Source organism: Paenibacillus sp. J22P51 (assembly GCF_059692215.1).
Genome location: NZ_JCAUAZ010000002.1, coordinates 548,436 through 563,131 on the forward strand (window position 1 = coordinate 548,436; position 14,696 = coordinate 563,131).

The window sequence follows — 14,696 nt, forward strand, 5'->3', positions numbered from 1 at the left end:
AAGAGTTGAAAAGCGATGTGATACAAATGATCAGCCTTTTTCATTCGTTTAACGAATGGAAAGGCTTATTTTCATATTGGTTATTGACACTGCTTCTTAAAAAGGCTATATTCCTCATTGTAATAAGTAATTTTTACGAATAAGAACATTGACTAATAATCGTAATTTTTACACATATGATTGGAGGAATGAAATTATGATTCTATCTTCTTTAACTGGAGTCGAATTTGGTTATAACGATATTCCATGTATCCAAGATGCGAGTGTCGAGATTCAGTCAGGCGAATTCGTTGCCGTAACTGGCCCAAATGGTGCAGCTAAATCTACGTTGCTTAAACTTATGTTGGGCTTGCTTCAGCCATGGAAGGGGAATTTATTCCTGTCTCCTTTGAATAAAGAGGGCAAGAAGCTGCAAGTAGGTTATGTCTCGCAGCAAATTTCCGCTTTTAACAGTGGATTCCCGAGTACCATATTGGAGTTTGTACGTTCTGGTAGATATGCTAGCGGATCATGGTTTCGGAAGCTTCGCATGGAAGATGATGTGCTGACGGAAAATGCGCTGCGGCAGGTGGGAATGTGGGATTTACGCAAGCGTAAAATTGGGGAACTCTCAGGTGGTCAGAAGCAGCGGATATGCATCGCCAGAGCTCTTGCACAGGAGCCCGATATGCTTGTACTCGATGAACCAACGACAGGGATGGATCAGGATAGTCGCTTCGATTTCTATCAGCTCATGCACCACCAAGTGAAGGTTCATGGGCGGACTGTCGTTATGGTAACACACGGACTTGCCGAAGTAGCACCTTATCTCGATCGGATTATTGAGCTGGAGAGGAAGGAGGAAGGAGGATGGAAATGCTGCACTACGACTTCATGCAGCGGGCATTTTGTGCCGGTGGGTTAATTGCTATTATTGCTTCTGTTCTCGGTGTGTATCTCATGCTTCGCAGACAGGCACTCATGGCAGATATGCTTTCTCATGTCTCCTTGGCAGGTGTTGCAGGGGGAGCCTACCTGCAATTCAATCCAACGTTATCCGGGTTTGTTGTAGCAACTTTGGGTGCTATTGCGGTTGAATATGTTAGGAGGTCTTATAAATCTTATAGTGAAGTTTCTGTTGCGATCATCATGGTCGGTGGCTTGTCTTCAGCGATAATCATTATGAGTCTTAATCAAAGTATTAATAAAGGATTTTCTGCTTATTTATTCGGTTCTGTCGTTGCCGTGAATGAAACGGATCTCCTGCTTATGCTAGCGGTTGCTTTAATAGGAGGCATTTTTTTCATTTTGTTACGTCATCCTCTTTATCAGATTACATTCGATGAAGATACAGCCAAGACAAATGGACTCCCAGTGAAATGGATATCCCTTGGTTTTAGTGTCTTGACCGGTATGATTGTCTCTGCTGCTATGCCTATCGTTGGTGTACTTCTTGTCTCAGCACTCATCGTTCTTCCTGCGGCACTGGCTATACGAATTGCTCCTAGTTTCACCTCGTCCCTTTTTATCGCAATGGGTATTGGTTTGATAGGCGTTTTCTCTGGGCTGACAGCATCTTATGAATTCAGTACACCTCCAGGAGGAACAATTGCCATTCTGTTGCTTATCGTTCTCATTGCTGGTTTAAGTGTCAAAAGAGTTGCTCTAAAGCTCAGTAAAGCAAGCAACAAAAAGAAGCTTCAAACGGAAGAAAGCACATTCGGCAGCATACATCAAATGACTAACGAATCGGTGTAACTTACTTATAATCTCAAATTAAATGGGGGAATCATGAAAATGAAAAAAACATGGGTAGTCAAATCACTCGCTTTCACCGCTTTATCGACAGTACTATTGACAGGATGCTCATCAAACACCGTTTCAAGTGATGGAAAGATGAATGTTGTAACAACCTTTTATCCCATGTATGAATTTACCAAGCAGGTAGCCGGTGAATATGCCAATGTCACGGCCTTAGTCCCTCCCGGCGTTGAACCCCACGATTGGGAGCCAAGTGCAAAAGATATGAAAATGGTGAAGGAAGCCAGTGTGTTTGTATACAACGGTATCGTTGAAGGCTGGGCAGAAAAAGCATTGAAGAGTACTGAGAACACGAAGCGTGTCGTTGTTGAAGCAAGTAAGGGCATTGATTTAATGGAAGGATTGGAAGAGGAAGAACATGACCATGAGAGTGAAGGGGAAGAAAGCGGCACAATCATGGACCCTCATGTGTGGCTGAGTCCCGTTCTCGCTCAACAAGAGGTTGAGTCTATCGTAAATGGTTTAACGCAAGCCGATCCCGCACATAAAGATGAGTACCGTAAAAATGCAGATGTGTTTATCGGAAAGCTCAAAACTCTGGATGAATCGTACCGAACCGCGCTCAAAAGCATTAATCATAAAGAATTCGTCACACAGCATGCTGCTTTTGGTTATTTGGCCAAAGAGTATGGCTTAACACAGGTGCCTATCGCTGGACTTTCGCCTGAAGAAGAACCAGCGCCTGATAAGATGGCTGAAATTATTAAATTTGCCAAGGATAATCGAGTGAAAACGATATTCTTTGAGACCTTGATCGATCCCAAAGTTGCCAATACGATAGCCAAAGAAATTAACGCCAAAACAGATGTTCTAAACCCAATTGAAGGTTTAACGGATGAGGATAAGAAGAAAAACTTGGATTACATTGGTGTTATGAGCAATAATCTCGCAGCTCTGAAGAAAGCATTAGATGAATAGGCAAGTAATTAGGCAAACCATGTGTTTGCTTATTAATTAAAAGTAATTCGTAAAAATTACGATAAATGGAGAGTGGATATGTCTATGAATAAAATTCCTGTCACTGTATTAAGCGGCTACTTGGGAGCAGGTAAAACAACACTGTTAAATTATGTACTCCATAATCAGGATGGCTTAAAGGTAGCAGTAATCGTCAATGATTTAAGTGAGGTCAACATAGATGCCGATTTGATAAGGGAAGGTAATAGGATATCTCGAACGAGTGAAAGCTTAGTGGAGATGTCCAATGGTTGTATTTGCTGCACACTTCGTGAAGACCTTTTGAAAGAAGTCGAACGGATTGCCAAAGAGGAGAAATTTGATTATATCCTCATTGAATCCACTGGCGTTGGTGAGCCTTTACCCGTTGCACAGACCTTTAGCTACTTGGATGAAGAGAAAGGCATAGATCTCACACAATTCTGCCGACTGGATACGATGGTAACCGTGGTCGATGCTTATCACTTCTGGACCGATTATTCCTCTGGAGAAACGTTACTTGAACGTAGTCAAGCAGTCGGTGAAGATGACACACGAGAAGTTGTTGATCTTCTTATTGATCAGATCGAGTTTTGTGATGTCCTCATATTGAGTAAATGCGATATGTTGGAAGAAGAGGAGCTGGAGGAGCTAGAGTGTGTACTTCGTGCCTTACAGCCTAGAGCTAAGTTTATTCGTTCCGTTAACGGACGGGTGGAGCCAGCTGAGATTCTGAATACGCATCTATTTAGTTTCGATGAAGCAAGTACTTCTGCAGGTTGGATGAGAGAAATGGAAAAGGAAACCCATACCCCGGAAACGGAAGAATACGGTATTTCCTCTTTTGTCTATGAACGAGTAAGGCCCTTCGAGCCATCACGGCTGATAGGCTGGATGGAAGATTGGCCTGCTGAGATTGTTCGGGCGAAAGGAATTATTTGGCTGGCGACTCGTAATGAGCATGCTCAGAATTTAAGTCAGGCAGGTCCTTCCATTCAGTTCGGACCAGCAGGACATTGGGTGTCTGCACTGCCGGACGGCGAAAGAGAGGCTGTTCTTGAAGAAGATGCAGATCAAATTAAGCACTGGGATGACACCTATGGAGATCGGATTAATAAAGTTGTCTTCATTGGGATAGAAATGGATATTGCTGAAATTGTGGCCTCGCTAGATGCATGCTTATTAACGGATGCTGAACTGCAAGGCGATTGGAATCAATTTGAAGATCTCTTGCCGAATTCGATGATGGAATTGGCAGAAGCCTGTCCTTTGCCGCAATAACAGCAAATGAGAGGTTACCGATAGGAGGTGAACGGAATGAGAGTCGTTATTACTTTGGCGTGTACAGAAACAGGTGACAGAAACTACACAACGACCAAGAACAAAAGAAACAACCCTGCTCGTCTTGAGTTGAAAAAGTTTAGTCCAAAGTTGAATCGTGTGACGCTTCATCGTGAAACAAGATAAGGAGAACATGGGAAGTCCGGGCTGCTTGTCCGGACTTTCTGTTTAATTGAAGAGGTATCCAAAGGAGGTCTTGCCGTCTGATGAGGATAAATGCCAATGAGGACAAAGAAATCATAATGAGCCAACACGCTAAAGCGCAGTGGCATCGCCGAGGAGAGGAATTACTGCAATGGGTAGATCGAGATAAGAAGCGCAAGCAGGCGAAGCTGACCACATTGTTTGGAAATATTCACGTGGATCAGCAATTGTTTCCTGCATTGACATGCCTGAAGGAGAAGGAGATCGTGACTGAATTTTCTTGTGCGGGTGTTAGTCCCCTCGATGAGCCTGAAGACCATTCCCTCTATGCTTACTTAACGCTGATCGCTTCGGAGCGAGCAGAGCAATTCGTTCAATTGACAATGAAGCGCATGAAACATCGTGTATTGGTATTCTTTGAACCTGGAAGGAATCGATATGATCTTTCATCCTTTTACATAGGCCACAACCGTTCGTTCTGTCGACTGCTTCAGGAATGTGCCGAAACATTCGAATTTAAGGATAGTGCTGGTTCAATACAATAAATGAAGTGAGGAGCAAGAAAGGTGACCGTTAAGAAAAACATACGTCTGCCTGTGATGTTCTCATCTTGAACAAATGCGATATGGTGACAGAAGATGAGTTAATAGGCAGGTGTTTCACGGCAATTATCCCCAGCAGGTTTATGGGTAAGAGTATAGGTTTTTTGGAGATGGCTCCTTTCCAAGAAGGTCAAAATTTTGCACACATTAGACAGAATCATTCTTAGCGCCAAGGTATAGGCCTCAGTTACCTTAACAGAGCACTGAATTTAAAATCAAACAGTCAAACGCCAACGTTTACCGATATCGGAGCTGATGACTGGTATGCCAGGGATGTAGCTGCAGCCTATGCGGCGGGATTAATTCAAGGTACATCAGATAAAGAGTTCGCTCCGAACGAAGAGATTACTCGTGAACAAATGGCTGCTTTGCTAGTGAGAGCGTATGAGTATAAGCATGGAAGCATCATTAGCTCAAACAACGAACTGCAAGCCTTCAAGGACGGGACGAATGTGTCGGATTGGGCCAAGGACGAAGTAAAGAAGGCGATTGCAGCAGGGATGATGCAAGGCAAGGGTGATGGTGTCTTCGATCCGAGTTCCGAAACGGTTCGTGCGGAAACGGCACAGGCAATCCTGAATTTGATCCAGAACAAATAGGAACTAAGGGCCCTACGAGAAATCGTAGGGCTTTCTTCATCGATAATTGAATATCAATACGGACGATACGGAATTTAATATGTTTTCAGCCGTTAGCTAGCGGGTATGTTGCTAGTTTATATCTAGTCTGCAGGGGTCATACTGGAACATATCTAACTTACAGAAGAAGGTCGCAGTATGCCCATATTCGATAAATTATTTCGCTCCCGTCCCAAAGTCTCACTAGACGTTCCAAATGGATCATCAGGAATGAAACAGATAAATACTCATCTTCAAGACAACTTCAGATTGATCAAAGAGATGATTGGAAACAGCGATGATATCGTCTTTAGGGAGTTCAAAATCGGAGAGAACGGCGACGGAGTAGATGCAATCGTGTTGTATACGGAGGGGCTCGTAGACACGAATGCTGTTCAAGACTTCATGATGGAAACACTTATCATAAATGTTAAAGGCATAGACTTAGATAAAAAGGCATTAAGCGATACTCTCACAGTAAGCGATATTCAGCATGTAACCGATTTTGATACCTTATTTTCACACCTTTTATCCGGTTGTGCAATTTTGCTTATTGACGGATATCCCAAAGGGTTTGCCATCAGTATGAGCGGCTTTAAAGACAGGGGTGTGACGGAATCCACCGGTGAAACGGTTATTCGGGGACCGAAGGAAGCATTCTCGGAATCGATCCGCACGAATACCTCATTAATCCGTCGGAAAATCAAAAGTCCTAGTCTATGGCTGGAAACAAGACGAATCGGCAGAGTGACTCAGACTAACGTATCCATCATGTATATCAACGGCATTGCGGATGACAAAGTCGTGCAAGAAGTGCGTCAGCGTCTCGATCGTATCGACATCGACGGTATATTGGAAAGCGGGTATATCGAAGAGCTTATTCAGGATGAAGTGTACAGTCCGTTTCCAACCATCTACAATTCGGAACGACCTGATGTGATTGCCGCTCAATTATTGGAAGGGAAAGTTGCGATCTTGGTGGACGGAACCCCGCATGTTCTCGTCGTTCCGGCTATGTTTATTTCATTTTTACACTCACCAGAGGATTATTATCAACGTGCAGATATCAGCAGTCTTATACGAATTCTTCGATTTTTTGGAATCATTATTGGCCTGCTTGGCCCCTCTCTATACATCGCCATTACGACTTTCCATCAGGAATTGCTGCCAACGGGGCTGCTGATCAGTTTGGCTGCCCAACGTGAGGGTATCCCCTTCCCGGCATTCATCGAAGCGCTATTGATGGAAATCACATTCGAAATCCTGCGGGAAGCAGGTATAAGAATGCCTAAGGCTATAGGGCAAGCGGTATCTATCGTTGGAACATTAGTTATCGGACAAGCAGCTGTAGAGGCGGGGATCGTATCCGCGGTCATGGTCATGGTCGTATCGATTACAGCGATTTCCAGTTTTATCGTTCCATCAATTAACATGTCCATATCCATCAGGATGCTTCGTTTCCCTCTGATGGGGCTTGCCGCTTCCTTTGGTATATATGGGATCGTCGTAGGTGTCATTGCGCTACTTCTTCATATGTGTAATTTGCGATCGTTCGGGGTTCCTTATATGAGTCCTTTTGGTCCGTTTATTCTTAAAGATAATAAGGATACGTTACTTCGGCTGCCCCGCTGGGCAATGTTTTCCCGTCCACATCTGATCAGCCAGAAAAACGTGATTCGCGAACAAAATCAGTCTCCGAAGCCACAACAAGAAAAATAGAGGGTGAAAGGGGGAGGGACTATGAGGCGAAAACTGGTTATCTCTTTCCTGAGCATCCTATTGCTCTTATTTATCACCGGATGTTGGAGCCGCCGGGAATTGAATGATCTGGCGATTGCAGTAGCCTTAGGGATTGATAAAGCAGGGAATCAATACCAGGTCTCCGTGCAAGTTGTGGATCCAGGAGCAGTAGCCGCGAAGAAAGGGGGGGGGACCCGTACGCCGGTGACGATGTATCAGGCTACAGCAAATACCGCGTATGAAGCGGTACGAAAAATGACGACGGTTTCTCCCAGGAAAATATATCCAGCTCATTTACGGATGCTTGTGATTCATGAAGCAGTAGCCAAAGAGGGGATCGGTAAAGTTTTGGATCTCCTGTCCAGAGATTACGAACTTCGCTCGGATTTTTTCGTCGTCATAGCGAAGGATACTAGTGCTACAAATACACTTAAAGTGTTAACGCATTTAGAATCAATCCCAGCGAATCATATGTTCTCCTCACTCAAAGCGTCTGAAAAAGCATGGGCGCCTACAGACGCAGTCACATTGGATGAATTGATAGCTGATCTCGTTAGCGAAGGGAAACATCCAGTAATAACAGGACTTCGAGTACAAGGATTGAAAGGCGAAAGCATGAAAAATGTGGAGGAGATTGACACTCCCGCTAAACTGCAGTATGCGGGATTGGCTGTGTTTAAGAAGGACAAACTGATTGGTTGGTTGAACGAAGTAGAGAGCAAGTCATATAACTATCTCGTCGACAATGTGAAAAGTACGGTTGGCGATATTGCTTGCCCTGAAGGCAATCTGATTTCCTTAGAGATCATACGCTCCAAATCGGAAGTCAAGGGCAAGCTAGTGAACGGAAAACCCCAAATCAATGCGAACATTCGAATGGAAGCTATTATAGGTGAAGTGCAATGCAAGATTGATCTGAATAATACAAAAACGATCAATGAGTTAGAGATGATTGCAGAAGAAAAGGTTCAAGGTTTCATCGAACGTACCATTCATCATTTACAAAACGAATATAAAGTCGACATATTTGGGTTTGGAGAAACGATTCATCGTGCGGAACCAGCCTACTGGGAACAAGTGAAAGGAGAATGGGATCAACTATTTGTCAACCTTCCGGTTCAAGTGAATGTGGATGTGAAGATAAGGCGTATGGGTACCATAAGCAATTCTTTTCTCGAAGAGATGAAGGAATAGGAGTGAATCGGCATGTGGGTAGTGGCAGGGATCGTTGCAATTACGATTGCAATCATCATGGTCGAAGTTCCAGCACTACGGAGGAAACAGTTAAGAAAGGAATTATGGGTTTTTTCGATTCTGCTCATCTTCGGGTCAGGACTATGCATTGCGCAAAGTCAGAATGTGAAAATACTTAACCCAGTGGATTGGATTATTGTTGTTTACAAGCCGCTCAGAGATGCTCTTGTAGAGTTACTTACGTAAGGGGGAGGTGAAAGAGAGATGTTGGAGAAAGGTAAAATTGGAGCCCGTCAATTAACCATACTTGTAGCTCTTGCTACCGTTGGAGATTCGATCATGATATTACCATCCATAACAGCGATAGAGGGAAAACAGGATGCGTGGATATGCGCGGTTATAGGACTCGTTATTGGCTTGCCGATTGTATATTTATTTTCGATTGTAGGTAAGCTCTATCCAGGATTGACTGTGGTTGAGTACAATGAAAAAATATTGGGCAAATGGATCGGTATATGTGTATCTCTCTTGTTTTTGGCGGATCTGTTTATTTCCGCCTCCGCATATGTCAGGGAACTCGGGGATTTTATAACTACGCACATTTTGCCGGGCACTCCGATTCAATCCATTATCATTCTGTTTCTTGCTATTATTATTATGGGGACAAGGTTAGGGATTGAAACATATGCGCGTACAGGAGAAGTATTACTTCTTTTTTTTATCTTTTTATTCCTGTTTTTTGTTATTGGACTTTTTCCTCAAGCAAAAATTGTAAACATAGAGCCGGTCTTCGCAAAAGGTTTCCAACCGTTGATATTTGGCTCTCTTGCTTCCGTAGCTTACCCTTTTATGGAGCTCATTGTATTTTTAATGATTTTCCCATATGTCAATCGAACAGACCAGATAAGGAAAAGTATATTAATAGGAGCACTGCTTGGGGGGATCAGTATCATCATGATTGTCTTACTTTCAATTCTTGTTGTTGGCGCAGACTATACGGCGAGGCACATATATCCTAGTTTCTCATTGGCTAAACATATTAATATTGGAAATTTCCTCGAGAGAGTAGAGGTGGTTTTGACGATCGGATGGTTTATTTCGATCTATTTTAAGCTGACCCTCTATTTTTACGGGCTCAATTTAGGTTTAGCGCAGCTATTAAGACTTAAGGAGTATCGTTTTATGACGCTCCCTATGGGTATGCTCCTACTCGTAGGAGCAATCGCATCTGGTCCCAGTATAACCTACTTTAACGAATTAGGAAAATACTGGCCTTTGTTTGACGCAACGTATATCTTATGCTTCCTTGGACTGTTATTAGGTGTGTATGCGATTCGAAAAAGGAAAGTGAAATAGCCGAGGGGTGTTCGCCACTGTGAAAATCAATCGTTTTATTTGACATCTGGCCAATAAAGTGTTATCTTAAATCCGACATATCCGATGTGAATATAAACATTTTCATTGGGTGACAATAAATAGAGAATATAGGAGTGGGAAAAGGTATGAAAAGGTCGCATTTATTATCCATTTTTACCATGATTTTAATATTGGTGGTAACCGGCTGCGGAAAAACGTCGGATACGAAAAATGCAGCATCCGCAAGCGCCGCGCCTACAGCGGCAGCTGCTCCTTCGACTTCAGCCAGTCCGGCAAGCGAGAAAGCGAAGTTGAAAGTTGGCATCTCCGCAGGAGTGGAGGAAGAAATTTGGAAGAAGGTCAAAGAGGTAGCGGCGAAGGACAATTTGGAAATTGAAATTGTTACATTCAACGATTACATTCAACCGAACAAAGTGTTGGCGGACGGCCAATTGGATGCGAATGCATTCCAGCATGAGCCTTACCTCAATCAATTCAAGGCGGATAACAAGCTGAACATCGTTAAACTGGCGAATACGTTAAATTTTCCGATAGGGTTGTACTCCAAGAAAATTAAAAACGTTTCGGAGATCAAAGAAGGCGATGAGCTGGGTTTGCCGAATGATCCGTCCAACGGGGCAAGAGCATTAATTTTAATTGAACGCGCGGGATTGATCAAGCTGAAGGAAGGCGTAGGAGTTAAAGCTACCGTTCGTGATATCGTAGAAAATCCGAAGAAGCTTAAATTCAAGGAATTGGAAGCTCCTTTTATTCCTAAAGCACTGCCGGATCTCACAGCAGCGGTAATTAATACGAACTATGCAGTGGATAATGGTTTTGTTCCTACCAAGGATGCGATCTTTATTGAACCTAAAGATTCACCTTGGGTAAATCTTATAGCTGTGCGCACTGCCGATAAAGATAAACCGGTATTTCAAAGATTAATTAAAGCTTATCATTCTGATGAGGTTAAGAAACTTGTTGTAGATAAATACGGCAGCTACATAGTACCGTCTTGGTAAGTAATGATGGAAAAAACAGAGGTCTCTTTCCAATCGAAAGGGGCCTTTTGACTTTATGTTTGCATGAGAGGAGAGGCACATCTTGATAGACTTGATAAACGTCAATAAAACATTTGAACATAAGGGAGTACGGGTAGAAGCGGTTAGACAGGCCAACCTTCATATCCGTAAAGGTGAAATATTTGGTGTGATCGGTTACAGCGGGGCTGGCAAAAGCTCGCTCTTGCGCTGCATCAATTATTTGGAAAAGCCAACTTCAGGCAGTATCAGGATCAAAGGCGTGGAGATGTCACAATTAAACGAGAATGGTCTAAGGATGATTAGAAGAAAAATAGGGATGATCTTTCAGCATTTTAACCTGCTTTCTTCAGGAACCGTCTATCAGAACGTAGCCGCACCGCTGGAGTTGGCAAACGTTCCAAAAAAGGAAATAGAGGCCAAGGTGAGAGAACTGCTTGAATTGGTCGGACTCCAGGATAAAGAAAAGTCCTTTCCGCGTCAACTTTCGGGAGGACAAAAGCAGCGTGTTGCGATTGCCAGAGCATTGGCGAACGATCCGGAGATTTTACTTTGCGATGAGGCTACTTCGGCATTGGATCCCCAAACCACCGACTCTATCCTGGACTTGCTTCTGGATATTAACCGTAAATACGAGATTACGATTGTCCTGATCACGCATGAAATGCATGTCATCAAAAAAATCTGCGATCAGGTTGCCGTCATGGAAAACGGAAGTATTGTCGAGCAAGGTTCGGTTATCGATCTGTTTTACGCGCCGCAAACGGATACAACACGCAAGTTTATCAAAAGTGTTTTTGATACGGAAATACCGGAATTACTTTGGACTCAATTGCGAAATCCGGGGAAAGCAGGCACATTAATTCGAGCTTCATTTATCGGTGATTCTGTGACGGAGCCTGTTCTGGCAGACTTAACGGCAAAATTTATTTTGCGTCCCAGCATCATTTACGGGAATATCACTCAAATTAAAGAAACAATTTTCGGCACATTGGTATTGCATTTAACGGGAGATCCCATTGCTATTGAGAACGGTATACGCTTTCTGAATGAGCAGGGCTTAAGGATTGAGGTGATCGAAGATGCTAAATAAATTAATAGAAGATGCAGACCTTTATTTAAAGTCTCTTAACGAAACGGCCGTCATGGTCGGATATTCGTTAGTGATTTCAAGTGTAATAGGACTATTTCTAGGTGTACTGCTGGTGGTGCTGAGACCGGGCCATCTTTACGCAAATTCAGGTGTTTATCATATATTGAATGCTGTCATTAATATCATTCGATCCATACCTTTTATTATTATTATGGTTGCCATCATCCCCTTAACGAAATGGCTCGTCGGTACGACCATTGGAGTGAAAGGAGCTATCGTACCACTTGTTTTTTACACCGCGCCTTATATTTCACGCTTGATGGAAACAGCATTATTAGAGGTCGATCCTGGTGTCATCGAGGCTTATCAGGCAATGGGTGCTTCTAAACGGCAGATTATTTTTCGAGTTATTGTAAGGGAGGCACGGCCAGCTTTAATTCTCGGACTCGCGATTGCCACGATCGGGTTGGTTGGTGCATCGGCAATGGCCGGAGTTATGGGGGCCGGGGGATTAGGGGACGTGGCAATAAGGTTCGGATATCAGCGTTGGGAACCGGATGTGATGTACACCTCCGTGATTTTGCTTGTTGTTATAGTCCAGATCGTGCAATCATTAGGAAATTGGATATCGAAGAGATTGAGGAAGTGAATGACAGGGGTATCCTATAAGTGGTTATTCTTCAAGCGGCTGAGCGAGCTGCATGAGGGATAACCTTTTTTTTCTGGAAACAGTCGGTGGTTGAATGAAGTTGTTTAGTGTTTATAAGACCGGAACTCCAATCAAGGGGTTCCGGTTTATAGGGGAAGGAAAGGAGGGTTTTCCTTGCGGACTGCCTTCGACGATGGGGCTTAAGTACAGATAGAAAAATCATCATTCAATTAGGGTGAAGAATGATCATTAAAATATTCCCCTCGTTTCAGAGCGTCGACAAACTGCTGTAGCCATTCGTAATATGTTTGCCCATGCCGAAGTTTATATAAATCTTGTAGAGCAAGATTACGCTCTTGGTCTGTTATATGTTCGTCAAGAATCAATTCTGTCAATTCAGGAAGAGCTTTACGTATGGCTTCTGTCATTACATTGATTTCATGTTGGAGTTTGTGCGTGAAGAAGTTTTGAAATGCAACAAAAAAATCGACCTCCGCAGCATACAGTTCTTTTCGATCCTGCTTTTCTTCTAACTTTTTTACCAACTGGGATTCTACCAATGATCTAACCGCATAGCTCATGTTGCTTTTACTCATATTCATTCGAATTTTCATCTCATCGAGAGTCATCGGTCGATTCTCAAAGAACATAATCCCATACAATTGACCGGATGAATGAGTTGCACCGTACAAATCCATCGTATCTGCAATAGCATCAATCATGTCTTGTCTGATCCGCAACCTTTGTTCTGATGTGTTTTTTTCCTCATTTTGAGACACTAGCGTTTCACTTCCCTATTTGATCGGTTGAAAGATTCAATGAATTTTGTTTGAATACACCTATTATAGCAAAAAACACTTGTTTAATACTAGGTTTCTGCATTTACATAATCTTTACACTGAGTTAACGGTCGTTTGACACAAAAAAAATATTCTTATTGTACAATAAAAATTGTACGGAATGGATATTTGAGAATGAATTTGGTTTAAATCCACATAAATAAATAAAAATTGAATTTTTGTGGATTGGTTTATCGAAACTATGATATCGGGAAAAGGGGATTAACGATGAAAACGAAATGGAAATCACTTACGTCTATGTTACTTATTACAGGTTTATTAGCAGGCTGTGGTACGGCGAAGCCAGATAACGCAGCTTCGAACAGCAGCCAACCGAGCCCAACGGTGGCTACAAACAAACCAGCGGAAATCACCGTTTATTCTGCAATGGAAGAAGAACAAATCAAAACTTATCTTACTTCTTTTAAGTCTCAGAATCCTACGATTAAAGTGAACATTGTTCGTGATTCGACAGGGATCATGACAGCCAAGTTGATTGCAGAGAAAGAAAATCCCCAAGCTGACGTCATCTGGGGTTTGGCGGCAACAAGCTTGCTCGTTATGGATGATCAAAAGATGTTAGAGGCTTATGCGCCTAAAGGTGTCGATCAAGTGTTGCCTGAATTTAAAGATAAATCGAGTATTCCAAAATGGGTCGGTATTGATATCTGGGAGACAGCCATCATTGTAAACAAGGTGGAGATGGAAAAACGTCACTTGGCCATTCCCCAATCGTACGAGGATTTAGTTAAGCCGGAATACAAAGGATTAATTGCTATGCCGAATCCCGCATCCTCAGGTACAGGATACTTGACGGTTAATGCACTTATCCAACTGTACGGTAAGGATAAAGCTTGGACACAATTGGACAAACTGCATGAAAACATGATGGTATATACCCATTCAGGATCCAAACCGGCGAAAATGGCAGCTTCAGGAGAAGTTCCGATCGGTATCTCATATGGCTACAGCGGCATCTTGGAGAAGAAAAAAGGGTCCCCGATTGAAGTCATTTTCCCTAAAGAAGGATCAGGCTGGGATATGGAAGCAAATGCATTAGTGAAAAAGAAAGACATTAAGCCGGAAGCGAAGCTGTTCTTGGATTGGGCGATTAGCGCTGAGCCTATGAAGGAATACAATAAAAATTACGCTATCTTAAGTATTAAACAAGAAGGAAACAAGATTCCTGATGGCTACAGTAAAGATCCGGTATCGCAATTGACCAAGTTGGATTTGTATCAAGCTGCTAGAGACCGTGAAGCTGTGCTGGCAGATTGGGCAAAGAAATACGATTCCAAATCAGAGCCGAAAAAGTAGAAGCTGGATTATTACGGGATGCCGATGT

Annotated in this window: 16 protein-coding genes and 1 pseudogene; 16 read left to right on the forward strand and 1 reads right to left on the reverse strand. The window is 42.8% G+C overall.

Annotated features, from left to right (window positions below; genetic code table 11):
- Window positions 1-196 precede the first annotated feature (196 nt).
- From AC58QC_RS06930 to AC58QC_RS07000, 15 genes and pseudogenes are all read left to right on the forward strand, one after another.
- Window positions 197-904 carry a metal ABC transporter ATP-binding protein gene (locus tag AC58QC_RS06930; RefSeq protein WP_497414454.1) on the forward strand — a complete coding sequence of 236 codons (708 nt, stop codon included), beginning with the start codon at window positions 197-199 and terminating at the stop codon, window positions 902-904.
- A complete protein-coding gene (locus tag AC58QC_RS06935) occupies window positions 850-1,737 on the forward strand; it encodes a metal ABC transporter permease (RefSeq protein ID WP_497414455.1) in 888 nt (295 codons plus the stop codon). Before AC58QC_RS06930 ends, AC58QC_RS06935 begins: the two co-directional genes overlap by 55 nt.
- Window positions 1,738-1,776: 39 nt before the next feature.
- Entirely contained in the window at window positions 1,777-2,718 is a 942-nt protein-coding gene (locus tag AC58QC_RS06940) for a metal ABC transporter substrate-binding protein (RefSeq protein ID WP_497414456.1), read from the forward strand.
- Window positions 2,719-2,796: 78 nt separating this feature from the next.
- Entirely contained in the window at window positions 2,797-4,017 is a 1,221-nt protein-coding gene (locus AC58QC_RS06945) for a GTP-binding protein (RefSeq protein ID WP_497414457.1), read from the forward strand.
- 36 nt (window positions 4,018-4,053) lie between these two features.
- Window positions 4,054-4,203 (forward strand): 50S ribosomal protein L33, encoded by a 150-nt coding sequence (gene rpmG, locus AC58QC_RS06950; protein WP_497414458.1) that lies wholly within the window; start codon window positions 4,054-4,056, stop codon window positions 4,201-4,203.
- A gap of 80 nt (window positions 4,204-4,283) precedes the next feature.
- On the forward strand, window positions 4,284-4,766 hold the full coding sequence (locus AC58QC_RS06955; protein WP_497414459.1) for a hypothetical protein: 483 nt from the start codon (window positions 4,284-4,286) through the stop codon (window positions 4,764-4,766).
- 302 nt (window positions 4,767-5,068) lie between these two features.
- Window positions 5,069-5,176: pseudogene (locus AC58QC_RS06960) on the forward strand (S-layer homology domain-containing protein); the annotation flags it as partial.
- Between the two features lie 6 nt (window positions 5,177-5,182).
- Window positions 5,183-5,422 (forward strand): S-layer homology domain-containing protein, encoded by a 240-nt coding sequence (locus AC58QC_RS06965; protein WP_497414460.1) that lies wholly within the window; start codon window positions 5,183-5,185, stop codon window positions 5,420-5,422.
- Between the two features lie 249 nt (window positions 5,423-5,671).
- Window positions 5,672-7,159: a spore germination protein gene (locus tag AC58QC_RS06970; protein ID WP_497414461.1), complete on the forward strand. Its 1,488-nt coding sequence runs from the start codon at window positions 5,672-5,674 to the stop codon at window positions 7,157-7,159.
- Between the two features lie 21 nt (window positions 7,160-7,180).
- A complete protein-coding gene (locus AC58QC_RS06975) occupies window positions 7,181-8,374 on the forward strand; it encodes a Ger(x)C family spore germination protein (protein WP_497414462.1) in 1,194 nt (397 codons plus the stop codon).
- A 12-nt stretch (window positions 8,375-8,386) separates the two neighbouring features.
- A complete protein-coding gene (locus AC58QC_RS06980; protein WP_497414463.1) occupies window positions 8,387-8,620 on the forward strand; it encodes a hypothetical protein in 234 nt (77 codons plus the stop codon).
- A gap of 18 nt (window positions 8,621-8,638) precedes the next feature.
- Window positions 8,639-9,730 (forward strand): GerAB/ArcD/ProY family transporter, encoded by a 1,092-nt coding sequence (locus AC58QC_RS06985; RefSeq protein WP_497414464.1) that lies wholly within the window; start codon window positions 8,639-8,641, stop codon window positions 9,728-9,730.
- A gap of 146 nt (window positions 9,731-9,876) precedes the next feature.
- A complete protein-coding gene (locus AC58QC_RS06990) occupies window positions 9,877-10,752 on the forward strand; it encodes a MetQ/NlpA family ABC transporter substrate-binding protein (protein ID WP_497414465.1) in 876 nt (291 codons plus the stop codon).
- A gap of 82 nt (window positions 10,753-10,834) precedes the next feature.
- Window positions 10,835-11,863, forward strand: coding sequence for a methionine ABC transporter ATP-binding protein (locus tag AC58QC_RS06995; protein WP_497414466.1), 1,029 nt, complete (start codon window positions 10,835-10,837; stop codon window positions 11,861-11,863).
- A complete protein-coding gene (locus tag AC58QC_RS07000; RefSeq protein WP_497414467.1) occupies window positions 11,853-12,512 on the forward strand; it encodes a methionine ABC transporter permease in 660 nt (219 codons plus the stop codon). The genes AC58QC_RS06995 and AC58QC_RS07000 overlap by 11 nt, the downstream gene beginning before the upstream one ends.
- 230 nt (window positions 12,513-12,742) lie before the next feature.
- Here AC58QC_RS07000 and AC58QC_RS07005 read toward each other — a convergent pair whose 3' ends face one another.
- A complete protein-coding gene (locus AC58QC_RS07005; protein WP_497414468.1) occupies window positions 12,743-13,291 on the reverse strand; it encodes a GbsR/MarR family transcriptional regulator in 549 nt (182 codons plus the stop codon).
- Window positions 13,292-13,579: 288 nt separating this feature from the next.
- Between AC58QC_RS07005 and AC58QC_RS07010 the strand changes: the two genes are divergently transcribed.
- A complete protein-coding gene (locus tag AC58QC_RS07010) occupies window positions 13,580-14,668 on the forward strand; it encodes a putative 2-aminoethylphosphonate ABC transporter substrate-binding protein (RefSeq protein ID WP_497414469.1) in 1,089 nt (362 codons plus the stop codon).
- Window positions 14,669-14,696: the final 28 nt, after the last annotated feature.